Genomic DNA, 26,320 nt, shown 5'->3' on the forward strand with positions numbered 1-26,320 from the left:
GGCTTTTGGGCCGGGCGTCAGTTGCTGGTGAAAGTCAGAGCCTCGGCCCCATTTTCAAGCCACCACTTACATTATAGCAAACTCAAGTTGCGGAGTAGGCGCTAGTTTCTAGCGCCTACTCCGCAACTTGAGTCTTGAGCCTGGTTACTGAAGCATTACCCGGGCGGTGGTCACGTGCTGCTCGTCGCGCAGGGTGGCCACGTACAGGCCCTTGGGCAGGTGGCGCAAATCGAGCTGGTGCAGGGGGCCGCGCAGGGTGGTTTGCAGCACTACCTGGCCGCGCAAGTCGCGCAGGCAGAAGTCGGTGGTGGCGGCGGTGCCGGCCTCCACGCGCAGTGCGTCGGTGGTGGGGTTGGGGTACAGGCGCACCGCCGGGTTGGCGGCCGGGCTGTTGGCCGTGAGTACGCTGCACGGGGCGCCGAAGGTGGCGTCGAGATAGCGCAGGCGGCTGCTGAGCCAAGAGGCGGTGTAAGCCAGCTGGTCGGGCACGGGATGGAAGTCGGACCAGGCCAGCTGCTCACGCTCGTACACGCTGTTCTGCATCAGATAGTTGTTGTTAGTGCGGAACTTGGTCAGAATGTGGTCTTCCGTCAGCACGTTCTGGCGCAATTCGGCCCAGCGGGTGCGTAGCGTGGCCCGGAAGCCCGTGGCTGAACAGTCCTGCCACAGCCGGTCGTAGAAGCCGTTGGTCAGCAGGTCATCCGTCGTGGTCGATACCTCTCCTTTCCAGTCAGTGCCGAATACCCCATCCAGGTCCCAGGGTACATAGAAGTACGGCTCGCCCTTCTTGTACTTGGCCACATAAAGGTTCTTGCCCGTGTTGTCGGTGGCCCGCACCAGGTTCAGAAACAGGTAGTAGTCCACGGCATTGCGCAACACGAACTTCTGCTGGTAGGTGCTGAAGAACTCCTGGTCGGAGCTGTTGCGCACGAAGTCCACGAAGTTGTAGAGGTTGGTCCAGTCGGTTTGCTCCTCGGGGTGCTTGTACTCGAAGCCGCCCCAGGTTTCGGAGGTATTATCGAAGTCGGGCAAGCCGCTGAACGTGGTGCCCGCGGCTCCTTCGCTGCCTTTGTACAGCTCGCCGGTAATGCCGTTGCTGTACTTTTTCAGCTTGAGCTGCTTGCGGTCAATCCGCTCGCCCAACGCATACACGCCCTGGTACTCCCCGTTCACGAATAGCTCCGCGTATTCGAGGGCGATGCCGCTCTTGGCCTCGGGCTCCTGAAGGCGGTAGTAGGGCTGATGAATTTCCTGCCACAGCTCGTGGCTGACCTTGTTGCGCACCCGCAGGGGCTCGTTGTACATGGCCTGCAGGTTGTACTTGTTGTCGTTGCGCATGCCCAGCAGGCGCACGTCGCGCGAGGCGGCTCCGGTGCTGTCCTGCCAGAAGCTCAGCTCGTACGACTTCTTGGGGTAACTCTGCGAGAAGCCGCCCCGGAACTCGATGCCCAGGGCCGACTCGGTTACCGTGCCGTTCGGCTCGGCCAGGCTAAGCCGGGCATATATGCTGGGCGTATCCTGAATGGGTTGGCTGGCGGTAATGCGAATGATCGGCAGCTCCGTGAAATACACTGAGAAACGGATGCCGTCGCGCTCGGCCTGGTAAGCCAGCTCCGTGCTGATCTGGCCGATAGGCCGGCTGAGGGTGTACGTGCCGTCCAGGTTCAGGTATTCGTTGCTGGCACCGTTGCCGTTAAGCTCGGCTGGCTTCTTATTGATGAGAATCAGGTGCTTCTGCTGATCAATATGATAGTACGTGGGGGCAATGGTCAGCGTATCGGCGGTGGCGGTGCTGGTTCGTAGCAGCAGCCCGCTCAACACCAGGCAACATAAAGCAGTAGTAGTTCGACGCATAGTGCGGGAGTAAGCAGTAAAAGTGACGTGGAATGGGGCACCCGCGGCCGAAGCCCCGGCGGCGGGCAAATGCACAAGTATCCGCCGAGCCGCCGCATGGGAGCCGGGCCGAACAGGAAAAATCAGGCGGGAAGCAGGGCGCGGCGAAGCCGGCAATTGCTGATAGGATAATAAAAAGAAATAGTCGTGAGCATAGACAAGATTAAAGAGGATAAGCGGAAAGAATAAGTAGCAACCAATAACTAAAACTTCGTCGTAAAGATGGTAGTTTTAGGATTCGTAATCAGCGGCTGGCAGGTAACAGTGCTTCGTTGAAGAGCTTATAGCTGATCTGCTTTGACGGCTTGCGTAACGCGCAAGCCAATAGATTCAGGGTGCGAAATAAGGGAAAAAGTAGTTCGGTTGGATATAGAGTGTAAATGTTCTTTATCTAATTTTATTATTCATTAGCAAAGTGCCATGTTTGCCTGTTTTTTTGCCGCCGTCTGGCCACGATTAAGCCTGCTGGCCGGGGTTCTGCTACTGGCCAGCCCCCTGGCGGCGCAACGCTTCGCCGCCATCGGCGACTACGGTTTTGCCGGCTCGGCCGAGCGCGACGTAGCCAACCTGGTAAAAAGTTGGGACCCGGACTTTATCCTCACGCTGGGCGACAACAACTACGACCTGGGCGACTCCATGACCATCGACCAGAACATCGGCCAGTACTACCACGCCTACATCCGCAACTACAAAGGCCGCTATGGGCCGCGCACGTCCACCGACCGGTTCTTCCCCTCGTTGGGCAACCACGACTACTACACCAACAACGGCGACGCCTACCGCGACTATTTCACGTTGCCCGGCAACGGCCGCTACTACGAGTTCGTGCGCGGCGACGTCCACTTCTTCGCCCTCAACAGCGACCCGGCCGAGCCCGACGGCATCACAGTTAATTCCAAGCAAGCCGAGTGGCTGCGCACTAAGCTAGCGGCCTCACGGGCCCGCTGGAAGGTGGTGTACCTGCACCACGCGCCCTACTCCTCGGGCCTGCACGGCTCCGATAAAAAGCTGCAATGGCCCTTCCGCAAGTGGGGTGCCTCGGTGGTGCTGGCCGGCCACGACCACCACTACGAGCGGCTGCTGGTTGATGGGCTCCCGTACTTCGTGAACGGCCTCGGCGGCCGGAGCGTGCGTACCTATCGGCCCCAACTGCCCGAGAGCAAGGCCATCTTCAACGGCAACTACGGCGCCATGCGCTGCACGGCCACCCCCGACAGCCTCACGCTCCAGTTCTTCACCCGCACCCGCCAACTGGTCGATACCTACGTGCTGCGCCGGGAGGCCGGCCCCGTACCAATCCTTTACCCGGTCAGCCCCAATCCGCTGCAAGAGGAGGCCACAGTCGAGTTCTTCCTGCCGGCGGCGGCATCCGCGCAGCTGCGAGTAATAAACGGGCTTGGCCAGGAGGTAATCCGCCTCTACGATGGGCCCGCCGCCACCGGCTGGCACCGCCTGCAACTCACGCGCAACCAGCTGGCGGCGGGCTTGTACTTCCTGCAGCTGCGCACCGGCAGTTTCTCGCAAACAACTCGGGTAGTTATCCAGTAGCGCGAGCACGCGAGCAGCTGCACCATCGGAGCCACCTCTCTACCGTCACCACTGCCGTTCCGGTCTGGTACCCGGCACCCAGCAACAATAAGCCAGCAAAAAGCCCCGGTTCCAATGTTGCGGAATCGGGGCGCAGCGCGAAGGAGCCGACAATTTTACCCCAGGGGCTATTTGGCAGGCAGCTGGTAATCGAGGCCAAACCGTTTGGCATAGCTGGCCAGCGGCTCCATGCCGATGGCTGCCCGCCGCTCGTCCACGTGGGCCTCGTCTTCGATGGGATGGAAGACCATCTTGTGGGTCTTGGCATCCTGGGTGAGCTGGCTGCCGTAGCGCTGGGGCTTACCCTGCCACATCAGTAACCGGTCCTGCATCAGGGCCAGGGCCGGTTTCGAAAGGTCACCGCGTTCCGCTGCCTGCTGGGCCATGGGAAAGTACTTTTCCAGCGTGGGCGGGTTGGAATGCTGCACCACCAAAAATACCGTTTCGGTGCCCATTTTGCCCACCTCGGCTTTGGTCGGCCAGCCGTGCGAATCGAGCAGAGCCGTGATAGTGCCCAGGTTTATGGAATCGGTGGCGGCCATTTCCTTCCATAGGGCCCGCATCTGCGCCGACTCCGGGCCGTACTGCTTCTGGATGCCCTCAATCTGCTGCCGGCTGCCCTGGTCGGAGGCATAAATGGCGTCCAGTTGCTTTTTGAGGGGCTGGTTATAGCGGGCTTCCATGGCGGCCACAGCGGCTTCCAACTTTGTCAGCATTGGCTGCCAGCGCTTGTCGGTGTGCAGGGCTGTTAGGTCGGTATCCTGCTTTACATGAGCAACGTTCTCCCAGCCCGCCACCGTAGCGCGGTCGAGGTACTGGAAGGCCTTGGTGGCGTTGCCAGCCAGTGCCCAGCTACAGGCCGCATTGTAAAAATCGGTGTTGGTCGGCTGGGCTTGGCGCTGCCCAAAAGCCTGGTCGTAGAGCTTGCCCGATTCCGAATAGCTTTTGGCCGCGTACGCATCCCCGGCCCGGGCCTTCAACGTGCTAAACCCGCTCTGGGCAACCACGGCTCCCCCACTCAGCAGTAGGCTTATCGCCAGCATAATTACCTTTTTCATACCAATCCTTATTGCGCTAAAAGTTGATCATAAGCCGCCGCCCGGTCAGGGACTTCGGGCCAAAAGCAATGATACCGAATTCGCTTAACGCACAACGTCCGGTCGTATGCGACCGGGACCCGTTGTGGCGTTAATGATTATTGCGGTAGGCTAAAATTCCTCGTCGAGCGAGAAGGCGTTTTCAGTTCGCTCGCTCATCACGCCGGCTTTCTGGTACTCGGCCACGCGCTTCTCGAAGAAGTTGGTTTTGCCCTGGAGCGAAATCATTTCCATGAAATCGAAGGGGTTGGTGGCGTTGTAGATGCGGCTGTAACCCAACGACTCCAGTAGGCGGTCGGCCACGAACTCAATGTACTGGTTCATGCTCTTGGCGTTCATCCCGATCAGGTTCACGGGCAGCGCGTCGGTTACGAACTCCTGCTCAATGCTCACCGCGTCGCGGATGATTTCCTGCACCCGGGCCTCGGGCAACTTGTTCTGGAGGTGGTCTTTGTAGAGCAGGCAGGCGAAGTCACAGTGCAGGCCTTCATCACGCGAAATTAGCTCGTTGCTGAAGGTCAGGCCGGGCATCAGGCCCCGCTTCTTGAGCCAGAAAATAGAGCAGAACGAGCCCGAGAAGAAGATGCCTTCCACGGCTGCAAACGCAATCAGGCGCTCGGTAAAATTCTCCGAGTTGATCCATTTGATGGCCCAGTCGCCCTTTTTCTTCACGCAGGGTACCGTTTCGAGGGCATTGAAGAGGTAATCCTTCTGCTTGGGGTCTTTGATGTAGGTGTCAATCAGCAGCGAATAGGTCTCGGAGTGGATATTTTCCATCATCACCTGGAAACCGTAGAAGCACCGGGCCTCGGCCATTTGCACTTCCTGCATAAAATTGATGGCCAAGTTCTCATTCACGATGCCATCGGAGGCGGCAAAGAAGGCCAGCACGTGCGAGATGAAGTGCCGCTCACCGTCGTTGAGATTGTCCCAGTCCTTCTGGTCCTGGCTCAGGTCAATTTCCTCGGCCGTCCAAAATGAAGCTTCGGCCTTCTTGTAGAACTGCCACACGTCGTCGTGCTGAATGGGGAAAAGAACGAATCGGTTGGGGTTTTCGGTGAGTAGCGGTTCCATAAAAGCAGGGCTAGAAGGCGAAAAACGAATAAAAAATGCCCTGGCATGGGCGGGCTGTTTTAACCCGGGGCCCACCGCAATGTTTGGCGGGCAGCTTGGCAGGGCAGAAGCCAAAGATAGCCCCTTCGGCCCGGACCGGCAGCCCGCGGCCCACATTTTTTCTGGGTTTGATGCTGCGTATATAGCTAAGCTGATGCTAATTGACGGGGAGGCGTATAAAAGCGGGCTTAAGCCGGAAGATAATTAAAAAGACAAAAAAGTTATCCACATTTGGGGTGTGGACAATTGCGGTTATCCACAAAAATGCTATTCGCGCACTCGCCGGCGCGTTCCTGCTTTAAGGGCTTCTGGAGACGCTCAGGGTAGGAGTGATGATGTTTAGTTAGTTAGAGTTTGGATATGTGAAAGCTTACGGGTACTTTTGCCTTCCAATTTTCAGAAACGCCAAGACGCCGATGTACGCAATTGTCAACATAGCCGGGAAGCAGACCAAGGTCGAAGCCAATAAATTTGTATACGCCCACCGTTTGGCTGGCAACGTCGGCGACGAGGTGCAGCTGGGCAAGGCTCTGCTGACCGATGATAACGGGACGCTCACCATCGGTTCGCCGCTGCTGGACGTGACCGTAACCGGTACCATCCTCGCTCATGTGAAGGGTGATAAGGTCCTCGTATTCAAGAAGAAGCGCCGCAAGGGCTACAAGAAGCTGAACGGCCACCGTCAGCAGTTCACCAAAGTAATGATCAACAGCATCGCCTAGTTTCTGAGCTGTTAGCTGATGGCTGTTAGCTGTTAGCTTTCCGTTCGACTGGCTTGCTCGTTTCACAAAAGCTAATAGCTAACAGCTATCAGCTAACAGCTTAAAACAAAATGGCACATAAGAAAGGCGTAGGTAGCTCCAACAACGGCCGCGAATCGGAATCCAAGCGCTTGGGCGTGAAGATCTTCGGTGGTCAGTCCATCATTTCCGGCAATATTATCGTGCGTCAGCGCGGTACCAAGCACCACCCCGGCCAGAACGTGGGTATCGGCAAGGACCACACGCTGTTCGCTATGATCGACGGCACGGTGCAGTTCCGCAAGGGCCGCAAAGACCGTTCGTTCGTATCCGTATTGCCCGCTGCCGTTGAGGCTTCGGAGGTACATACTTCGGCCAACGCTTCGGCTGCCGAGTAGTTCACCGCATACCAACTGAGCTCCGGTAACTAATCGGAATTTTGAGCAAAAGGGACTGTCCGCAAGGGCTGTCCCTTTCTGCGTTGAGTTTTAGGCTGGACTAGCTGCTAACTCCCGATTTAGGGTTACCAAGGACTTGCAGCCGGGAGTTGGGTCAGCGACAAGCTATTAACTATCCTTACCGTCGATACACGAATACTTCGTCTTCACCTAGGCGAAACTGTTCGCAGAGGCCAGTGAGGCCCAGCCGGGGCGCGGGTACGCCCCCGCCAAGTTTTTTAGGAGCCCGGATGATGCGGGCTTCGTCCCAGAGGCCATCTTTGAGTAGGGAGTTGAGCACGGTGGGCCCGCCTTCTACCAGCACCGACTGGATCTGCTGCTGGTAGAGGTGGCGCAGAATGCAGGGAAATAGGTCGTCGGCCTCCGGTAGCGTCACGTACTCCAGGTTTTCTTTGCCCGTCCGTTCGCGGTAGGTGAATACCCGCGTGGGCTGGGAGCCGTCGAACAGGTGGTGGGTGGGCGGCAGGCTCAGGTTTTTATCAATGACGAGGCGGACCGGATCCTGACCGGGCCACTCGCGCACGTTCAGGCGGGGGTTATCGTGGAGGGCGGTGCGGGTGCCTACCAGAATGGCGTGCTCCTCGGCCCGCCACTGGTGCACCGCCACCCGGGCCAGCTCCCCGCTGATGGGCACCGACTGGAAGTAGGGCCCGGCCAGATAGCCGTCGGCCGTTTCGGCCCACTTGAGCACCATGTAGGGCCGCTGCTGTTCCTGAAACGTGAAAAAGCGCCGGTTCAGCCAGCGGCCTTCCGCTTCCAGTACGCCTGTTTCCACTGTAATGCCCGCGTCGCGCAGCTTCTGCAGGCCCCGGCCGGCCACCAGCGGGTTGGGGTCGAGGTTGCAGATGATGACTTCGGCCACGCGGTGCTCGATGAGCAGGTCGGCGCAGGGGGGCGTTTGGCCGTGGTGGGAGCAGGGCTCCAGCGTCACGTACACCCGGCTGCGGGGCAGCAACTCCGGCTCCGTGACGCTGTTGATGGCGTTGACCTCGGCGTGGGGGCCGCCGTACTGCCGGTGCCAGCCTTCCCCGATAATGCTGCCTTCGTGGGTGATGACGCAGCCCACCAGCGGATTGGGGCGGGCGTAGCCGGTGCCGAGCCGGGCCAGATCGAGGGCGCGGCGCATCATCAGCTGGTCGAAGTTGGAAGCGGTAAACGGCATGAGCAAACAGGGTGGGGTGGAGCGTGGGTCGGGGAGTGAAGATACGTGCCCCGCCCGAACCTGGCCAACGGCCGGGCCCCGGCTTTCGGCCGTACTTTTGCCGCATGCCCACGCTCCGCCAACTCACCACCGACCTCAGCACCGCCCTACAAGCCCTCTGCGACGTGTCCGAGGCTGAGGCCATAGCCACGCAGGTACTGGAATATCTGCTGGACCTGACACCCCTACAACGATTAATACAAGGACAGGAGGAGGTGGGGGCGGATGAGCGCCTAGCTGCGCTGCCCGCAATCCAGGCCCGGCTGCTGCGCCACGAGCCGTTACAGTACGTGCTGGGCGTGGCCCACTTTGCCGGGCTGGAGCTGGAGGTAACGCCCGCCACCCTCATTCCGCGCCCCGAAACCGAGGAGTTGGTCGAGTTGATTGCCCGCGAGCAGCACGGCCACTCCGGGCTGCGGGTGCTGGATGTGGGCACTGGTTCGGGTTGTATTCCGCTGGCTCTGGCCGAACGGTTGCCCGGCAGCCACCTCACGGCCGTGGATATTTCGGGCGAAGCCCTGGCCGTGGCCCGGCGCAATGCCGCCCGGTGCAACGTAACCGTCGATTTTCAGCAGCTGGATATACTGGGTGCCATACCCCAGCTGGCCGCGCCCCTGGACGTGCTGGTAAGCAACCCGCCTTACGTACTGGAAAATGAGCGCCCCCTGATGCGCCCCAACGTGCTGGCCTTTGAGCCCGCCACCGCCCTGTTCGTGCCCGACCACAACCCGTTGCTGTTCTACCGCCGCATTGCCGGGTTGGGCCGGGAACTGCTGAAACCCGGCGGGGCGCTCTACTTCGAAATCAACGAGCAGTTTGCCACTGAAACCCTGGCCCTGTTGCAGGAGCTGGGCTACGTCGGAGCCGTTGCGCACGATGATATATTCGACCGGCTCCGGATAGTGCGGGCCACGTGGCCGGGCCTGCCGAAAGGGGGCTAACGAAAAGATAACAGGGGGCCGGTGGCGGGATTGGGCTGCATTGCTCCGGCCATAGCGCGGTTGCTCCACCAATTGTTAGCCGGCCGTAAACTTCAACTTCCCAACACACTACCAAAATCCTTACCTTTGCTGGCTCAATCAAGGCTCACTCGACCCTCCCGCATGTCCGACGCTTCCGGTTACTATGCCCATCCAACTGCCGTCCTCGATGAGGGCTGCCGCGTGGGAGCAGGCTGCCGGATCTGGCATTTCTCGCACGTAAGTGGCAATGCGGTATTGGGAGAAGGCTGTAACCTGGGGCAGAACGTGTTTGTGGCCGATGGCGTAACGCTGGGCCGCAACGTGAAGGTGCAGAACAACGTGAGCCTTTACGCCGGCGTGGAATGCGACGACGACGTATTTCTGGGCCCCTCCGTAGTGTTTACCAACGTGCGCAACCCCCGCGCCGCTGTGCCCCGCCGCGGCGATGCCCACTACCTGCCCACCCGCCTTGGCCGGGGCGTAAGCATCGGAGCCAATAGTACCATTGTGTGCGGCGTGACGCTGGGCGAGTTTGCCTTCGTGGGGGCTGGCTCTGTAGTAACGCGCGACGTGCTGCCCTACTCCCTAGTGTATGGCAATCCTGCCCGGCCCCAAGGCTGGATGAGCACCCACGGCCACCAACTCGCCTTCGATGCGGCCGGCAATGCCACTTGTCCCGAAAGCCGCGACCAGTATCAGCTAACCGACGGCTGCGTTTCCCGTATCAGCCCCCAGGCGTCAGGAAGCTCCTAGCAGTCCGTTATCAAGTCGAATACTTGCCTGTAGTATTCCCAGATCCTAAGTCCTCCAGTTCCTAAGACCCTAATCGTGTACGAGCAACTACTTCAAAAAGAGGCCAAACTGGCCGTTATCGGCCTCGGCTACGTGGGCTTGCCTATTGCCCTCGAATTTGCCCGCAAAATCAAGGTTATCGGGTTCGATATCAATGCCAAGCGCGTAGAAATGATGCGCGGCCACGTGGATCCCAGTGGGGAACTGACGGCCGAGGATTTTGTAGGCTGCGACATTACATTCACCGATTCGCTGGAAGTGTTGCGCGAGGCTACGTTCTTCGTCGTGGCCGTCCCTACGCCCATCGATGAGCACGCCCAGCCCGACCTCAAGCCATTGCTCGGCGCATCATCATCGGTAGGCAAAGTGCTCAAGAAGGGCGACTATGTGGTGTTCGAAAGTACCGTATACCCCGGCTGTACCGAGGACGATTGCATTCCGGTGATGGAAAAGCACTCGGGCCTGAGCTTCGCCAACGGCGACTTCAAAGTGGGCTACTCGCCCGAGCGCATCAATCCCGGCGACAAGGAGCACACGCTCAGCAGCATCGTGAAGGTGGTGGCCGGCTGTGATGCCGAGTCGCTAGAGGAAATTGCCAAAACCTACGAGCTGGTGGTGAAGGCCGGCGTACACCGCGCCAGTAGCATCAAGGTGGCCGAGGCGGCCAAAATCATCGAAAACACCCAGCGCGACGTAAATATTGCGCTGATGAACGAGCTGTCGATGATTTTTGACCGCATGAACATCAACACCTACGAGGTGCTGGAGGCGGCCGGCACCAAGTGGAACTTCCTCAAGTTCTCGCCCGGGCTGGTGGGCGGCCATTGCATTGGCGTCGACCCCTACTACCTCACCTACAAGGCCAAAGAGCTGGGCTACGATGCCAAGGTGATTTTGAGCGGCCGCACCACCAACGACAATATGGGAGCCTACATCGCACGCAAAACTGTGCAGATGATGATTAAAAAAGGCAAGGATGTGGCCAAGAGCCGGGTGCTGGTAATGGGCGCTACCTTCAAGGAAAACGTGGAGGATATTCGCAACTCCAAAGTCGCCGATGTGATTCAGGAGTTGAAAAACTTCTCGGTGAATGTGGATATCGTAGACCCCCACGCCGACTCGGAAGAGCTGCACCACGAGTACGGCTTCCGTCTGACGCCTGCCGCCGAAGTACGCACTGATTACGATGCCGTAGTGGTAGCCGTGAGCCACCAGCCTTACACCGAGCACGACGAAGCCTACTTCCAGTCCATCACCGGCCCCGACGCCGTACTGGTCGACATCAAGGGCCTGTTCCGCGGCAAGGTGCGCGAAATGCAATACTGGAGCCTGTAAATACTTAGCTGTTAGCTGAGAGCTGTTAGCTGAGAGCTTCCGTTGGGAAGTCCGGCCAATAAGCTAATAGCTAACAGCTCTCAGCTAACAGCTAAATACAATGCAAAAAATACTGGTAACGGGCGGGGCGGGCTACATTGGTTCGCACGCGGTGGTAGAGTTGTATCAGGCCGGTTTCCAGCCGGTCATTGTGGATAACTTCGTCAACTCCCAAGAGTCGGCGCTGGCTGGCGTGGAAGAAATTCTGGGAGTAAAGGTGCCCCTGCACCGCATCGACTGCAACGATGCCGAAGCGTTGCGGGCCGTATTTGCCGAGGAAGGCAGCCTGCGCGGCGTGATTCATTTCGCGGCCTACAAAGCAGTGGGCGAGTCGTTGCAGAAGCCGCTGGAGTACTACCAGAACAACGTGGGCTCCTTACTGACGCTGTTGGAAGTGATGCGTGAGTTTGGGGTAGAGGCGCTGGTGTTCTCGTCGTCGTGCACCGTGTATGGCGTGCCTGAGGCGTTGCCCGTAACCGAGCAGACGCCTACCAAAAAGGCCAATTCGCCCTACGGCGCCACCAAGCAGATGTGCGAGGACATACTGCGCGACGTAGCCGCCGCGCCGGGTAACACGCTCCGCACCATTCTGCTGCGCTACTTCAACCCCATTGGGGCGCACGCGTCGGCCAAAATCGGGGAGTTACCCCTGGGCGTACCCCAAAATCTGATTCCGTACGTGACGCAGACAGCCGCCGGTATCCGGGAGCAACTCACTATCCACGGCGACACCTACGACACGCCCGACGGCACTAACATCCGCGACTATGTGCACGTGGTAGACCTGGCCAAGGCTCATGTGGTAGCTGTGCAGCGGTTACTCGACCAGAAGGGCGAAACCGTGGAAACGTTTAACGTGGGCACCGGCCGGGGTAATTCGGTGCTGGAAGTGGTCCAGGCTTTCGAGCGGGCCACCGGCCAGCAGCTCAACTACAAAATCGGTCCGGCCCGCGCCGGCGACGTGCCGGCCATCTATGCCGACGTCACCAAATCGGTGGAAACCCTCGGTTTTCGGACGTCCGCCTCCCTGGAAGAAGCATTGGCCAGTTCCTGGAAGTGGCAGCTTTCATTGGGTAAGTAAGCAAACAAAAAGAACGTCATGCTGAGTGTAGCAGAGTCAAGCTGAGGTATCCCTACCGCATTAGTAATCAGCTAGTATTGTAGTGGTAGTGCTTCGACTACGGTCCGCTGCGCTCAGCATGACGCGTTCATATTAAATCGATAAAACCATGAAAATCATCATCACCGGCGGGGCTGGCTTCATCGGGTCGCACGTGGTGCGCCTGTTCGTGACCAAGTATCCGGAGTATCAGATTCTGAACCTGGATGCGCTGACCTACGCCGGCAACCTGGAAAACCTGCGCGACATAGAAACCGCGCCCAACTACCGCCTGGTGAAGGGTGATATTACGGACCAGGCCTTCGTGGACGAACTCTTTGCCCGTGAGGAGCCCGACGCCGTGATTCACCTGGCCGCCGAAAGCCACGTGGACCGCAGTATCACCGATCCGTTGGCCTTCGTGAAGACCAACGTGCTGGGCACAGTGCATCTGCTGAACGCCGCCAAAAACCTGTGGAAGCCGCTGGGCTACGAGGGCAAGGTATTCTACCACGTGAGCACCGACGAGGTGTACGGCTCGCTGGACTTCGGCCCCGAGATGTTTACGGAGGACACCAGCTACGACCCCCGCTCGCCTTACTCAGCCAGCAAGGCGGCTTCCGACCACTTCGTGCGGGCCTGGCACCACACTTACCACATGCCCATCAAGTTGAGCAACTGCTCGAACAACTACGGCCCCAACCATTTCCCCGAGAAGCTCATTCCGCTGGCCATCCACCGCATTCAGCACGGCGAGGCCATTCCGGTGTACGGCAAGGGCGAGAACGTGCGCGACTGGCTGTTCGTGAAGGACCACGCCACCGCCATCGACGCCGTGTTCCACAAGGGCACCGTGGGCGAAACCTACAACATCGGCGGCGTGAACGAGTGGGCTAATCTGGAGCTGATTCACCTGCTCTGCGACACGCTGGATGAGAAAACCGGCAAGGAAAAAGGAACCTCCCGCCAACTCATCAAGTTCGTAACCGACCGCGCCGGCCACGATTTGCGCTACGCCATCGATTCGAGTAAGATCATGAACGAACTGGGCTGGAAACCGTCCGTGACCTTCGAGCAGGGCCTGAGCCAGACCGTGGACTGGTACCTCGAAAACGAATCCTGGCTCAACAACGTGACCAGCGGCGCGTACCAGGATTACTACCAGCAGCAGTACAACCGCTAGGTCAGGGTAGAAGGAACGTCATGCTGACGAAGGAAGCATCTCTACCGCTTCGTCGCATTGGGTGAACAAGTTGCCCGGTAGAGATGCTTGCTTCGTCAGCATGACGCTCTGAATTACCTATGTACGAAACTCCTTTTCACGACCGGCCACTCGATAACCTGGCTTTCCTCGTAACCGGCGGGGCCGGCTTCATCGGCTCGAACTTGGTGGAATATCTGTTGAAGTACGGCGCCAAAGAGGTGCGCGTGCTCGATAACTTCTCCAACGGCTTCCGCAAAAACGTGGCCCTGTTTGCCGACAACCCGGCACTACGCGTTATCGAGGGCGACATCCGGGACCGGCAAACCTGCATCGATGCCTGCCAGGGCATTGATGTAGTGTTGCACCAAGCCGCGCTGGGCTCCGTGCCGCGTTCCATCAACGACCCGATTACGAGTAACGACGTGAACGTGGGTGGTTTCGTGAACATGCTGGTCGGCGCCAAGGAAGCCGGCGTGAAACGGTTCGTGTACGCGGCCTCGTCTTCTACTTACGGCGACCACCAGGCCCTGCCCAAGGTGGAGGACCGGATCGGCAAGCCGCTCTCGCCCTACGCCGTGACCAAGTATGCCAACGAACTCTACGCCGACGTGTTTGGCAAGACCTACGGCATGGAAATCATCGGCTTGCGCTACTTCAACATCTTCGGCCCTCGCCAGGATCCCAACGGGGCCTACGCCGCCGTTATTCCGCTCTTCATTGATGCCGTGCTGGAGGGCCGTCCGCCCCGTATGAACGGCGACGGCGGCCAGACCCGCGACTTCACGTTCGTGGAAAACTGCGTGCAGGCCAACATCAAGGCGGCGCTGGTAGACAGCAAAGAAGCCGTGAATCAGGTGTATAACGTGGCCGTGGCCGACCGTACTTCCCTCAAAGACCTGTTCAACATCCTCAAAGCCGAAGCTGGCTCCGACATCGTGCCCGAGTACGGTCCCGACCGCGCCGGCGACATCCGCGACTCGCTGGCCGACATCAGTAAGGCCAAAAACTTGCTCGGCTACGAGCCTAAGGTGCGCATTCAGGAAGGACTGCAGAAGACGCTGGAGTGGTTTAAGACCCATTCGGAGTTCATTGCCGAGCGCAATTAATCCGCCTCACCCCCTAGCCCCCTCTCCGAAAAAGGAGAGGGGGAACTAGCTTAGAATTTAGTTTTAAAAACTCACCGCTTTTCTCCTGATAAACTAGCCTAGAAATTTAGTGCTAGTTCCCCCTCTCCTTTTTCGGAGAGGGGGCTAGGGGGTGAGGCGCAATTACCAAACCATGAAAGGTATTATCCTCGCCGGCGGTTCCGGCACCCGACTGCATCCGCTCACCCTGGCCGTATCAAAGCAGATGATGCCGGTGTACGACAAGCCGATGGTATACTACCCGCTGTCGATTCTGATGATGGCGGGTATCCGCGAAATCCTCATTATCACCACGCCCCACGACCAAGAGCAGTTCAAAAAGCTGCTCGGCGACGGTTCCAAGTTGGGCTGCCGCTTCGAGTACGTGGTGCAGGAAGTGCCTAACGGGTTGGCCCAGGCCTTTGTGCTGGGTGCTGATTTCATCGGTTCCGATAAGGTAGCCTTGGTGCTCGGCGACAACATCTTCCACGGCGAAGGCATGGAAGAACTGCTCAAGAGCAATAACGACCCCGAGGGCGGCGTGGTATACGCCTACCACGTACACGACCCCGAGCGCTACGGCGTGGTGGAGTTCGATGCCAACAACAAGGCCCTCAGCATCGAGGAGAAGCCCGCCAAGCCCAAGAGCAATTACGCCGTGCCCGGCCTGTACTTCTACGACAACGACGTAGTGCAGATTGCCCGCGACCTGAAGCCTAGCCCCCGCGGCGAGTACGAAATCACCGACGTCAACCAGGAGTATCTGCGCCGGGGCAAGTTGAAAGTGGGCATCCTGGGCCGCGGCACCGCCTGGCTCGATACGGGTACCTTCGAGAGCCTGATGCAGGCCGGCGAATTCGTGCGCGTCCTCGAGCAGCGCCAGGGCCTGAAAGTGGGCTCGATTGAGGAAGTGGCCTACCGCCAGGGCTTCATCGACGCCGACCAGCTACGCACCATTGCCGAGCCGTTGCGCAAAAGCGGCTACGGCGACTACCTCTTGCACCTGCCCGAGCAGTTGCTGATGTAGGTTTCTAGAAGCGAGTACCAAGAAGTGAGAGGGGAGACTTTCGTTCTGACAGCCTGTTTAGGCCGCCAAAACGAAAGTCTCCCCTCTCACTTCTTGGTACTCGCTTCCAACCTAAAACACCACTCCCGCCAGCAATGCGGCGCCTACGATGAGGTAGGAGGGAAGCTTGTCCCAGAGCAGGAGCAGGAAAGTGCCTCCGACGAGGGCCAGGTTGACGGGCGTATCGGGCAACGGGTGGTAGAGCAGGAAGGTGGCCGCCCAGACCAGTCCGGCCGATACAGCGTTGATGCCTTCGAGCGAGGCCTGCACCACCCGGTAGCGCTTGAGTTGGTCCCAGAACCGGATCAAGAAGAAGATAAGCAACGTGCCGGGCATGAAAATGCCGACCGACCCCACCAGCGCCCCTAGCAGTTGCCCGCTCAGGCCCTGCCCCTCGGGGCGCATGGCCAAGGCCCCGATATAGGCGGCAAACGAGAAATTAGGCCCCGGTAATGCCTGTACCAGCCCCAGCCCCGACAGAAACTCCTCAGACGTGAGGTAGTGCTTGAACTCCACGAACTCGGTGTAGAGCAGCGGGGCCAGCACCTGTCCGCCGCCGAACACGAGGCTGCCGTTGCGGTAGAAATTCTCGAACAGGCGAACGGGTAGCAGCTGGGTGTACTGGCCGAGCACGGCTGCCCCGATCAGCACGCCCAGCCACAGCACGAAATTGGCCCACTCAATCTGGAGCGGGATTTTGTCCTGTTGGGGCATTTTGCGGTAGCGGGAGGTTGTAATCAGGCCACCGGCTACCAGCAGCAGGGGCATCAGCCAAGGTACCTGCACCCAGTACACCAGCAGGGCCGCGGCTACCATCAGGCCCACGGCCGTTTTGGTATGAATGACCTTCTGGGCAATCTTGTAGGCCGAATATGCCACGAAGCCTACCGCCACCGGCTGCACGTACTGCACCAGCCGCATCACCAGATCCTTATCGAGGTAGCTGATGGAGAGGCCGGCCACCGTCATGATAAGTACGGCGGGCAGCATCCAGATCAGCAGCGTGAGGTAAGCCAAGTTGGGCCCGCCGAGCCGGAAGCCGATGGCCGTAATGGTCTGGGTGGAAGTGGGACCGGGCAGGATCTGGCACAGCGCCATTAGCTCCAGTAGCTCGGGGGCCGTCAGGTAGCGGCGCTTATCTACCAGCAGCCGCAGCATCATGGCTACGTGTGCCTGGGGCCCCCCAAATGCCGTGAGACCCAGGGCGGCCACATCTTTGAGAAAGATGATGTTGCGCACCCGCTTTACCCGCGGGCTGCGGCGGGGCGGCGGGGTTAGCTGAATGTCGTCGGGAGGCAGCGCAGGCAAGGTTGGAAGGCGCGGGGCGTAAGGTGAAGGCTGACCAAGATACAGGTTGCGCACCGATTCAGAGAAGCTTTTACGGCGGGCATCGGGTGCAAACTGCTTCTATAAGTCAGAAAGGCCTGCTCCGTGATGGAACAGGCCTTTCTGGCTTACAGAAGCAAGAACGCTTACTTCTTCTTGAGGCCCAGTTCAATCAGGCGCTCATTCAGGAATTCACCGGCTGTAATATCGGCTTCCTGCTTGGGGTTTTCGGCCGTTACGCAACTGTCGAGGGCCGCCAGGCTCATTTCGGAGCGCGGGTGCATGAAGAACGGGATGCTGTAGCGCGAAGAGTTCATCTTCTCGCGGGCCGGGTTCACCACGCGGTGAATGGTGCTGGTGAGGACGCCGTTGGTCAGGCGCTGGAGCATGTCGCCCACGTTCACCACAATTTGGTCAGGCAGGGCCGTGATGGCAATCCACTTGCCGTCGCGGCGCTTCACCTGCAACCCATCGGCCGAGGCACCCATAAGCAGCGTAATCAGGTTGATGTCGCCATGTTCGGCGGCGCGCACGGCATCAGCTGGCACCTCATCGGGGTTCTCGATGGGGTAGTAATGGATGGGGCGCAGAATGGAGTTGCCGTTGCGTACTTTGTCGTCGAAGTAGTTCTCGGGCAGCTCCAGGTAGAGCGCAATGGCGCGCAGCACATCCTTGCCAGCCGCTTCGAGCGTGCGGTAGGTCAGGCGGGAGGTATCGGCGAAGCTGGCTACTTCCGAGGGCCAGATGTTGTCGGGGTACTCGGCTCCGATAGGGTCGTTGGCATCATCGACTTCCTGGCCCACGTGGTAGAACTCCTTCAGGTCGCCGGTATTGCGGCCCTTGGCGTGTTCCTTGCCCTTGCTTACGTAGCCGCGCTGCCCGGCCAGCTCTGGCTTCTCGTACTGCTGCTTCACGTCGTCGGGCAACGTAAAGAAGGATTTTACGTCGGCATACAGCTTGTCGGTTTGGTCGTTGGAGAGGCCGTGGTTTTTAAGGGCCACGAAGCCAATGCTCTGGTATGCTTCGCCGAGTTGCTGTACGAAGCGGGCTTTGCGCTCGGAGTCGCCGGAGCGGAAATCAGCTAAATCAAGGGACGGAATTTCGTCCAGCAGTTGATCTTTCATAGGAGTAGAATTAGGTTGGTACGGGTGGGGGAGCGAGTACGGCGCAAGTTACTTAAAAACCACCTTGCCCGTACGCCCTAGCTGGGCGGCCTCGATAGGGTCTGGCTACAACCGCCTTAGTTTGTAGTAAGTTTACCGCGCCGGCCGGAAGTAGCCGCCCGGTGACATGTAGCGGCTTTTGGTCGAGTGCCAGAATCCAGTAAGCCTTTACCTACGTCTGCCCAACCAATTTTGTGCTTTTTTGCGACGGGGTATGTCCTTCGCGCTGCCGGAAACGGTACTTTTGGGGGAGTCTTTTCTTCGGGACGAAACTTCCGGGCCCCGCCGGACGTCTTGTAAAAATCCTGAATATGGCGGCCACCACTTGGCACATTGCCTTAACGTTTGGCTCTGACTTTGATTGTGAAACTATGAATGTTGCGAAAATACTATTCTCCGGAGCGCTGGTGATGGGCAGTAGCCTAGTGGCACAGGCGCAGCACGCCGTGTGGGCGTCGAAGGTGGTAGCAGTTTCTTCGCAGAAGACGGATGGTAAGGAGCCCTTTTCACCCGAGAAAGTGCTGGGCGAACCCAATGCCATTCCGCTGGGCCAAGCCAGCGACGAAGCCTGGATTCCGAAAAAGTCGGGTAATAGCGAATCAATTGAAATTCGCTTTAGCAAGTCGCTGATTGCCAAACAGGTGACGGTGGTAGAAAACTTCAATCCGGGCTCCATCACCAAAATTGAGCTCGTTGACACCCGCGGCACCAATCATCAGGTCTACGAAAACAATAGCCCCGGACCCATTCCCGAGCAGTTTCGTACGTTGCAGGCAACGTTTGCGGCCGGCACTTACCGCACTATTGGCGTCATCGTGACGATGAACACGAAGGCTGTGAATGGCGTCAACCAAATTGACGCCATCGGCATAGCCGACGTGGTAGACACGATGGTGAAGAAGGAATTCAAGAACGACGAAAGCGCCGTTAGCTTCGACTCGGCCATGGTTAATTTGGGGCCCACCGTCAACTCCAAGTACGTGGATACCCACCCGGTTATTTCGCCCGATGGCCGTTCGCTGTTCTTTGCCCGCCAAGAGAGCCCCCAGAATTCGGGTGGAGCCAACGATGCGCAGGACGTGTGGGTGAGCAGCCTGGGCAACGCCGAGCGTAAAGCCTGGAGCCAAGCCAAAAACATCGGTAGCCCCATCAACACCCCCAACGACCCCAATGGTGTGGCCTCGGTATCGGCCAACGGCCAGCAATTGCTCGTTATCGGCGTGTATCAGGCCGATGGCACTATTGTACCCAAGGGCGCGAGCCTGACGCGGCGCACCACTACCGGCTGGACGAAGCCCGAAAAAGTAGAAATCGAGGATTACTACAACGACGACGCCGAAAACGTGGATTTTTTCCTGGCCACGTCGGGCAATATTATGCTCATGGCTGTCGACCGCAAAGACGGGCAGGGCGAGCAGGACCTGTACGTAAGCTTCTTGAACAAGGCTAGTAAAAGCTGGAGCCGTCCGCGCAACCTGGGCCCCACCGTTAATACCAAAAAGGCCGATTTTGCCCCCTTTCTGGCGGCCGATGGCAAAACGCTTTACTTCGCTTCCGAAGGGCTGGGTGGCTACGGCAAGAGCGACATTTTCTACTCTAAACGCCTCGACGACTCTTGGACTAAATGGAGCAAGCCCCGTAACCTGGGCTCCACGGTGAATTCGCCCGACTTTGACGCTTACTACACGGTGTCGGCGGCTGGGGAAGATGCCTACCTGGTATCGGCCCGCAACGGTACGGCTGGCTCAAAGGACATCTTCCGCATTACGCTCACGCCCACCTTCCGGCCCGAGGTCGTGACGCTGGTGCGGGGCCGGGTGCTTGATGCCTCGTCTAAGAAGCCGGTGGCTGCCACTATTCGCTACGAAAACCTGCTCACGGGTGAAGAAATTGGGGTGGCCGAAACTAGCCCCATCGACGGTTCTTACACCATCGTGCTGCCCTCGGGTACTCAGTACGGCTACCGGGCCGAAGCCAAAGACTACTTGGCCGAATCGGACAACCTCGACGTGACGGACCGCCAGAAGTACTCCGAAGTCAACCAAGACCTGTACCTCGTGCCCTTCGCGGTGGGCCAGGCCATCAAGCTCAACAACATCTTCTTCGCCCAGAGCAAGTACTATCTGCGCGAAAACTCCTACCCTGAGCTGCTGCGCCTAGTGGCTATCCTGAAGGATTATCCGCAGGTAGAAATCAAGCTCGAAGGCCATACCGACAACCAGGGCGACCCCCAACTGAACGTGAAGCTGAGCCTCGACCGGGTGAATGAAGTAAAGAAGTACCTCGTGCAAAAAGGTATTTCCGGCAACCGCATCAGCACCGAGGGCTTTGGCGGCAGCAAGCCCGTGGGTAGTAATGACCAGGAAGAAACCCGCAAGCTCAACCGCCGCGTCGAATTCCGGATTACGAAGAAGTAATTGTTGAGCTGTTAGCTGCGCGCTATTAGTAGTTAGCTTGACTACTTTCCGGAGTCCTGCCTAAAGTAAAAGGACCTTATCCCGCCAGAACGAGCCGTTGCTACGGTCGTCCGGTGGAATAAGGTCCTTTGGTTTGCGAGGATGATTGGCGGTCAAGCCGATAGTTCGCCGCTAATGGCTTGAAACCAGACTAACTCAACCGGGTTTCGTCGCGGCCGGATTTACTGCTGCCGCTCTGGGCGCCAGGGTTGGCAATGGAGTCGCGCATATCGGTATCCGACTGGATATTGCGCATTTTGTAGTAGTCCATGATGCCGAGGTTGCCGTTGCGGAACGCTTCGGCCATGGCCTTTGGAATTTCGGCTTCGGCCTCCACCACGCGGGCTTTGGCTTCCTGGGTTTTAGCGCGGTTTTCCTGCTCCACGGCCACGGCCATGGCGCGGCGCTCTTCGGCTTTGGCTTCCGCCACTTTAAGGTCGGCGGTGGCCTGGTCTATTTGCAGCTTGGCGCCGATGTTTTCCCCAATGTCGATATCGGCAATATCAATGGAGAGGATTTCGAAGGCCGTGCCCGCATCGAGGCCTTTGCTAAGTACGAGCTTGGAAATTTTATCAGGGTTTTCGAGCACCTCTTTGTGCGAGCGGGAAGAGCCGATGCTGGTTACGATGCCTTCCCCCACCCGGGCCAGAATGGTTTCTTCGCCGGCACCGCCCACGAGCTGGGCAATGTTGGCGCGCACCGTTACGCGGGCTTTAGCAATGAGCTGAATGCCATCCTGGGCCACGGCGGCGACGTTGGGCGTGTTAATCACCTTGGGATTCACGCTGGTCGTGACGGCCGCAAATACGTCGCGCCCCGCCAGGTCGATGGCGGTGGCCTGCTTGAAGGTGAGCGGAATGTTGGCCTTATCGGCCGAAATCAGGGCTTTGATAACGCTGGGCACGTTGCCACCGGCCAGGTAGTGGGTTTCCAGGTCGTTGGCCGTAAGGGCCAGGCCGGCCTTGGTGGAGGTAATCATGGAATTCACGATCAGGGACGGCGGCACCTTCCGTACCCGCATGAAGGCGAGCTGCAGAAGGCTCACCCGCACCCCCGAAAACAGCGCCGTAATCCAGAGGCTGACCGGAAAGAAGTACAGGAACACCAGCAGCACAATGCCGCCCACAATGAGCGGAAAAAAGGGGGAGTTAACCAGCATAGGAAATAGGGAGTTGGTGAATTCAGGGGTGAGTGTTCAGTTGCCAGTGTCCAGTTACCAGTTGTCAGTTTGTTCTGGGCACTGGCAACTGGACACTGGCGACGGAAATCAGGCAACCAACTGCACAACGATGCGGTTTTGCTCGATGCCGACGACCAGTACGTCGGAGCCAGCGGCCACAAACTCGCCGCGGGTGGTTACTTCGCGGCGAGCCTCAGCGAAGAGGGCCGTGCCGGCCGGCCGCAGGGCCGAGAGGGTGCGGCCCACGGTACCGGGCAGCACGTCGGCGTGGCGCACGTCGAGCACGTGGCCATGATTTTCCTGAGTCAGCGCCATTTTATTGAGGTTGCGGGGCCGCAGGCCCACGTACACCAGCGCCCCGATGAACACGGCCGACACCGAGAGCAACAGATGGCCCGTAGTAGTGCCCATGTCGCGGTAGCTAAACCAGATGCCGGCTGCCAGCAGCCCGAAGCCTACTAGCCCAATCACTGTGGTACCGGGAATAAATATCACTTCGACTACCAGAAAGGCCAGTCCGAAGAGCAAAAGCAGTGCAATTGTCAGCCAGTCCATAAAGAAGTTGGAGTAGTTTAGTTGGGAAAAGATACGCAAACCTGAGGCAGCAGTCGGGCTTCACCGACAACTCTGACTCTGCTCCCGCGTTAGCAGGGGCTATGAGCCGCGCATTTACCAAGGAAGACGATTCCCTCGAAATTCCGATTATCCCGCCCCGGGCTGCCCTGCCACCCGGGACGCTCAATTACGTTACGCCCACCGGCCTAAACCAGCTCCGCCAAGAGCTGACCGAACTGGAGGCAGCCCGCACTACTGCCGAGGCCAACCACGACAACGACGCCGACCGCACCCGCCGCCTCACGCTACTCAACGGCCAGCTCGCCGCCCTCAACGACCGGCTGGCCAGCGCCCGGGTAGTGGAGCCGGCAGCCCAACCAGCCGGCGAAGTGCGCTTCGGGGCCCGCGTTACGTTGCGGCCTGTAGTTGGCAAAGGTCCGGAGCGGCAGTTCACCATCGTGGGCGTAGATGAGGCGAACGTGGCCGAGGGCAAAATTGCTTTTGTCGCGCCCATTGCCCGCGCCGTGCAGGGCGCCAAATTGGGCCAGCGCGTAAAGCTGCAAATGGGCCCAAAAACCGAAGAGGTAGAGGTAACCAGCATCGAGTACTGAGCGACTCAGGCCGCCGCCGTTAAAGCAACATGCCCCGACCAGTACTGGTCGGGGCATGTTGCTTTAACGGCGGCGGCGGTAGTGCGACGCCCCTTACCGTCTGCAAAATAAGTGGTCCTAATAGGCGCGGGCGAAGTAGGCGCGGCGCACCGACGGGCGGCCCGTCACGATGCAGGTGCCTTCCTCGTCGGGTTCGTTGAGGGCCAGGCAGCGGATGGTGGCTTTGGTTTCCTCCTTGATACGCTCCTCGGTTTCGGTGGTGCCATCGTAGTGGGCTACCACGAAGCCGCCCTTGCCGTCGAGCACCTGCTTGAACTCCTCGTACGTGTCGACGCGGGTGGTGTGGGTATCGCGGAAGCGCAGGGCCTTCTGGTAGATGTTCTGCTGAATGTCGGCCAGCAGCTGATCGACGCTGTTGACGATATCGGCCAGCGGCAGGGTCATCTTCTCCTTGGTGTCGCGGCGGGCCACCTCTACGGTACCGGCGTCGAGGTCGCGCATGCCCACGGCCAGGCGCACGGGTACGCCCTTCAACTCCCACTCGGCAAACTTGAAGCCCGGCCGCTCGGTGTCGCGGTCGTCTACTTTCACCGAAATGCCACGCGAAATCAGGCCCTGTTGCATGGGCCGGATGCGCTCCATTAGCTCGTCGAGTTGCCCGGCTTTATAGATGGGCACAATCACCACCTGAATCGGGGCCAGCTTGGGCGGCAGCACGAGTCCTTCGTCGTCAGAGTGTGCCATCACGAGGGCGCCCATCAGGCGGGTGCTCACGCCCCAGCTCGTACCCCAAACGTGCTCCAGGCCACCTTCCTTGGTCTGGAACTGCACATCGAACGCCTTAGCGAAGTTCTGGCCCAGGAAGTGCGAAGTGCCGGCCTGCAGGGCTTTGCCGTCCTGCATCATGCCCTCGATGCAGTAGGTTTCCACGGCGCCGGCAAACCGCTCGTTTTCGGTTTTGATTCCCTTGATCACCGGCAGGCCCATCCACTCTTCGGCGAACTGGGCGTACACATCGAGCATCTGGCGGGTTTCGGCCAGGGCCTCGCCCTCAGTAGCGTGGGCCGTGTGGCCTTCCTGCCACAGGAACTCGGCGGTGCGCAGAAACAGGCGGGTCCGCATTTCCCAGCGCACCACGTTGGCCCACTGGTTGATGAGCAGCGGCAGGTCGCGGTAGCTCTGGATCCAGCCTTTATAAGTGCTCCAGATGATGGCCTCCGAGGTAGGCCGAACAATGAGCTCCTCTTCGAGTTTGGCATTGGGGTCGACGCGCAGCTTACCGGGGCGGTCGGGGTCGTTCTGGAGGCGGTAGTGGGTAACCACGGCGCACTCTTTGGCGAACCCTTCGGCGTTCTTCTCCTCGGCTTCGAACAGGCTTTTGGGCACGAAAAGCGGGAAATACGCGTTTTCGTGGCCCGTGCGCTTGAACATATCGTCGAGGGTACGCTGCATCTTCTCCCAGATGGCGTAACCGTAGGGCTTGATGACCATGCAGCCGCGCACGGCCGAGTTTTCGGCCAAACCGGCCCGTTTTACCAACTCGTTGTACCAGAGCGAGTAATCCTCGCTGCGTTTAGGCAGACTTTTGCTCATATTCGGAAGTGTCTTGAATTAAGTGAAAAAGTTCCTGTTTCTGGTACAAGATTTGTCATTAGAAAAAGGCACCGTTTCGGGGCTAAATTACGTTATAATATCCGGAGGAACTGGGCTTTGGCGGCCCGCTGGCCCCCGGCCTTTACCCTTTCTCCATTCCTTGATTTCAACTTTACGCGCAAGTATCATGAAAAAGCACCTCCCTGCCTTCCTGCCTGCCTTGGCCCTGCTCACGCTGGGAGGGTGCGCCACTACCTCGAACCTGGCCACAACTGAGAACGACGGTATGTACTACTCGGCCTTGGACCGCGTCACGGCCCCGGCTGTGGCCCCGATGGCCGACATGCCATCTGCCAACCCCGGCGACATCGCCAACCCCGACTACAACGGGAGTGGCACGGCGACCCGCGGTGGCGCCGAGTATTACGACGACGATTACTACTATGCTTCCCGGCTCCGACGCTTTAATACGCCCTACCGGGGTTCGAGCTTGGGCTACTACGATTTCGCGTACACCGACCCCTTCTTCTACGGCAGCCCGGTGTTTGCCTATTCGCCCTACTCACCTTACGGCTACTACGACCCCTTTGCCCGGCCTTACTACGGTTACGGCGGGCTGAGCATCAATATCGGCTTTGGTTACGGTTTCGGCCGGCCTTATTACCGGCCCGTTGGCTACGGTTATAGCTACGACCCTTACGGTTACGGCTACTACCCGGGCAGCCCCTGGGGCGGCTACTACGGTGGCTACGGCGGCGGACGATATGCCCGCAACTACTACAATGGTGGAGGGTACTACGGTGGCGGTAGTGGCTACTATGGTAACGGCTACGGTAGCAATTGGAACGGCAACAACGACCAGCCCGGCCGTCAGCGCACCGGCCGCCGCGACTGGGTGGGCGACACCCGCAATGCCAGTGACACTCCGGTTGGCGGGCGAGGCCGCGTGCAGGAGGGTGGCTTCACTACGGCGCCCAACCCCAACCAGCAGAGCGGTTTAGTAGAGCGCCCCAGCCGGGGCCGTCGGGTGCAGGAGGTGCCAACCAGCGGTAGCGGTGCCGCCGGAACCTCGGGCCGTATGCAGGCCGGGCAAGGTGCCGCCACGCTGGGCAACGACCAGCAGTTGGGTGGCCGCCGCGGACGCATCCAGGAAATGCCAAATACCAACACCACGCCCCCAGTGGTGGGTGGCCGCCGCGACCAGATAAGCGCCGATCAGTCGGGCCGCGATATGTCGGGTACGGAGCAGCAGGGTGGCCGCCGCTGGCGGGTGCTGAGCAACGATGGCGGCAGCCAGCCGGTACCAACAACCGACCGCTCTGGCGACAACCCCTACCAGCGCCGCAGCCGTAGCGACTGGAACCCGGCCGGTTCGGGTTCGGCCAGCTCGCCGGAGCAGCCGCGCCGCCAGCGAATCTCGGAGAATGCGCCGTCGCGACCTTCGTATTCCCAGCCTTCTCGCTCTTCGGAATCGAGCCGGCCTGCCCGGGCTTCGGAGCCTTCGCGCTCTTATTCCCAACCTTCGCAGTCTTCGCAGTCTTCGCAGCCTTCCCGTTCTTACTCCGAGCCTTCGCGCAGCAGCAACAGTAATTCGGGTAACTCGGGTAGTGGGGCCGCTGGTGGCCGCCGGGGCCGGGTAGAGTAAGCCAGGCACCTGCACACTCTTGAGTACGTTTAGGTTAGTCTGATATTATCTTCTGGAGCCGGCGCTGATCCGGGCGTCGGC

At 59.3% G+C, this 26,320-nt stretch carries 22 protein-coding genes; 13 read left to right on the plus strand and 9 right to left on the minus strand.

The features are described from left to right. Positions 1–144: 144 nt before the first annotated feature. Positions 145–1,854, minus strand: a complete 1,710-nt coding sequence (locus CDA63_RS02380; RefSeq protein ID WP_088462848.1) for a CotH kinase family protein — start codon at positions 1,852–1,854, stop codon at positions 145–147. 459 nt (positions 1,855–2,313) lie between these two features. Here CDA63_RS02380 and CDA63_RS02385 point away from each other — a divergent pair, with 459 nt between their 5' ends. Next, the gene (locus CDA63_RS02385; protein WP_088462849.1) at positions 2,314–3,441 is read left to right on the plus strand and encodes a metallophosphoesterase; all 1,128 of its coding nucleotides are present in this window, start codon (positions 2,314–2,316) and stop codon (positions 3,439–3,441) included. A 167-nt stretch (positions 3,442–3,608) separates the two neighbouring features. On the opposite strand, the gene CDA63_RS02390 is transcribed toward CDA63_RS02385, so the two are convergent. Continuing rightward, positions 3,609–4,538, minus strand: coding sequence for a DUF6624 domain-containing protein (locus CDA63_RS02390; RefSeq protein ID WP_242434519.1), 930 nt, complete (start codon positions 4,536–4,538; stop codon positions 3,609–3,611). 150 nt (positions 4,539–4,688) lie between these two features. Then, positions 4,689–5,651, minus strand: a complete 963-nt coding sequence (locus CDA63_RS02395; protein ID WP_088462850.1) for a ribonucleoside-diphosphate reductase small subunit — start codon at positions 5,649–5,651, stop codon at positions 4,689–4,691. A gap of 455 nt (positions 5,652–6,106) precedes the next feature. On the opposite strand from CDA63_RS02395, the gene rplU reads away from it, so the two are divergent. After that, positions 6,107–6,412 carry a 50S ribosomal protein L21 gene (gene rplU, locus CDA63_RS02400; protein WP_088462851.1) on the plus strand — a complete coding sequence of 102 codons (306 nt, stop codon included), beginning with the start codon at positions 6,107–6,109 and terminating at the stop codon, positions 6,410–6,412. A gap of 110 nt (positions 6,413–6,522) precedes the next feature. After that, positions 6,523–6,828 (plus strand): 50S ribosomal protein L27, encoded by a 306-nt coding sequence (gene rpmA / locus CDA63_RS02405; RefSeq protein WP_088462852.1) that lies wholly within the window; start codon positions 6,523–6,525, stop codon positions 6,826–6,828. Between the two features lie 178 nt (positions 6,829–7,006). Here rpmA and ribD read toward each other — a convergent pair whose 3' ends face one another. Further along, complete coding sequence (gene ribD, locus CDA63_RS02410; protein ID WP_088462853.1) at positions 7,007–8,050, minus strand: bifunctional diaminohydroxyphosphoribosylaminopyrimidine deaminase/5-amino-6-(5-phosphoribosylamino)uracil reductase RibD; 1,044 nt, start codon at positions 8,048–8,050, stop codon at positions 7,007–7,009. 104 nt (positions 8,051–8,154) lie between these two features. On the opposite strand from ribD, the gene prmC reads away from it, so the two are divergent. The 7 genes from prmC (at position 8,155) to rfbA (ending at position 15,671) form a co-directional block, all read left to right on the plus strand. Continuing rightward, a complete protein-coding gene (gene prmC / locus CDA63_RS02415) occupies positions 8,155–9,030 on the plus strand; it encodes a peptide chain release factor N(5)-glutamine methyltransferase (protein ID WP_088462854.1) in 876 nt (291 codons plus the stop codon). Positions 9,031–9,192: 162 nt separating this feature from the next. Beyond that, positions 9,193–9,804, plus strand: coding sequence for an acyltransferase (locus tag CDA63_RS02420; protein ID WP_088462855.1), 612 nt, complete (start codon positions 9,193–9,195; stop codon positions 9,802–9,804). A gap of 75 nt (positions 9,805–9,879) precedes the next feature. Beyond that, positions 9,880–11,178 (plus strand): nucleotide sugar dehydrogenase, encoded by a 1,299-nt coding sequence (locus tag CDA63_RS02425; RefSeq protein WP_088462856.1) that lies wholly within the window; start codon positions 9,880–9,882, stop codon positions 11,176–11,178. Positions 11,179–11,278: 100 nt separating this feature from the next. Continuing rightward, positions 11,279–12,298: a UDP-glucose 4-epimerase GalE gene (gene galE / locus CDA63_RS02430; protein WP_088462857.1), complete on the plus strand. Its 1,020-nt coding sequence runs from the start codon at positions 11,279–11,281 to the stop codon at positions 12,296–12,298. Between the two features lie 148 nt (positions 12,299–12,446). After that, positions 12,447–13,499, plus strand: a complete 1,053-nt coding sequence (gene rfbB / locus CDA63_RS02435; RefSeq protein ID WP_088462858.1) for a dTDP-glucose 4,6-dehydratase — start codon at positions 12,447–12,449, stop codon at positions 13,497–13,499. A 119-nt stretch (positions 13,500–13,618) separates the two neighbouring features. Next, positions 13,619–14,626, plus strand: coding sequence for an SDR family oxidoreductase (locus tag CDA63_RS02440; protein WP_088462859.1), 1,008 nt, complete (start codon positions 13,619–13,621; stop codon positions 14,624–14,626). 172 nt (positions 14,627–14,798) lie between these two features. Next, entirely contained in the window at positions 14,799–15,671 is an 873-nt protein-coding gene (rfbA, locus tag CDA63_RS02445) for a glucose-1-phosphate thymidylyltransferase RfbA (protein WP_088462860.1), read from the plus strand. Between the two features lie 111 nt (positions 15,672–15,782). Here rfbA and chrA read toward each other — a convergent pair whose 3' ends face one another. After that, positions 15,783–17,009: a chromate efflux transporter gene (gene chrA / locus CDA63_RS02450; protein ID WP_088463000.1), complete on the minus strand. Its 1,227-nt coding sequence runs from the start codon at positions 17,007–17,009 to the stop codon at positions 15,783–15,785. Positions 17,010–17,182: 173 nt separating this feature from the next. Continuing rightward, on the minus strand, positions 17,183–18,160 hold the full coding sequence (locus tag CDA63_RS02455) for an isopenicillin N synthase family dioxygenase (protein ID WP_088462861.1): 978 nt from the start codon (positions 18,158–18,160) through the stop codon (positions 17,183–17,185). A 410-nt stretch (positions 18,161–18,570) separates the two neighbouring features. Between CDA63_RS02455 and CDA63_RS02460 the strand changes: the two genes are divergently transcribed. Next, positions 18,571–20,616 (plus strand): OmpA family protein, encoded by a 2,046-nt coding sequence (locus CDA63_RS02460; RefSeq protein WP_165768166.1) that lies wholly within the window; start codon positions 18,571–18,573, stop codon positions 20,614–20,616. Between the two features lie 190 nt (positions 20,617–20,806). On the opposite strand, the gene floA is transcribed toward CDA63_RS02460, so the two are convergent. Both floA and CDA63_RS02470 read right to left on the minus strand, forming a co-directional pair. Next, positions 20,807–21,814: a flotillin-like protein FloA gene (floA, locus tag CDA63_RS02465; RefSeq protein ID WP_088462863.1), complete on the minus strand. Its 1,008-nt coding sequence runs from the start codon at positions 21,812–21,814 to the stop codon at positions 20,807–20,809. Between the two features lie 108 nt (positions 21,815–21,922). Next, positions 21,923–22,429, minus strand: a complete 507-nt coding sequence (locus CDA63_RS02470) for an NfeD family protein (RefSeq protein ID WP_126546697.1) — start codon at positions 22,427–22,429, stop codon at positions 21,923–21,925. Between the two features lie 62 nt (positions 22,430–22,491). Between CDA63_RS02470 and CDA63_RS02475 the strand changes: the two genes are divergently transcribed. Beyond that, positions 22,492–23,001, plus strand: a complete 510-nt coding sequence (locus CDA63_RS02475; protein ID WP_088462865.1) for a GreA/GreB family elongation factor — start codon at positions 22,492–22,494, stop codon at positions 22,999–23,001. 117 nt (positions 23,002–23,118) lie between these two features. On the opposite strand, the gene proS is transcribed toward CDA63_RS02475, so the two are convergent. Further along, positions 23,119–24,594, minus strand: coding sequence for a proline--tRNA ligase (gene proS, locus CDA63_RS02480; RefSeq protein ID WP_088462866.1), 1,476 nt, complete (start codon positions 24,592–24,594; stop codon positions 23,119–23,121). Between the two features lie 187 nt (positions 24,595–24,781). Between proS and CDA63_RS02485 the strand changes: the two genes are divergently transcribed. After that, positions 24,782–26,239 (plus strand): hypothetical protein, encoded by a 1,458-nt coding sequence (locus CDA63_RS02485; protein WP_088462867.1) that lies wholly within the window; start codon positions 24,782–24,784, stop codon positions 26,237–26,239. The last annotated feature ends 81 nt before the right edge of the window (positions 26,240–26,320 follow it).

The sequence above is a fragment of the Hymenobacter amundsenii genome (assembly GCF_002204745.1).
In the GTDB taxonomy this organism is placed as follows: Bacteria; Bacteroidota; Bacteroidia; order Cytophagales; family Hymenobacteraceae; genus Hymenobacter; species Hymenobacter amundsenii.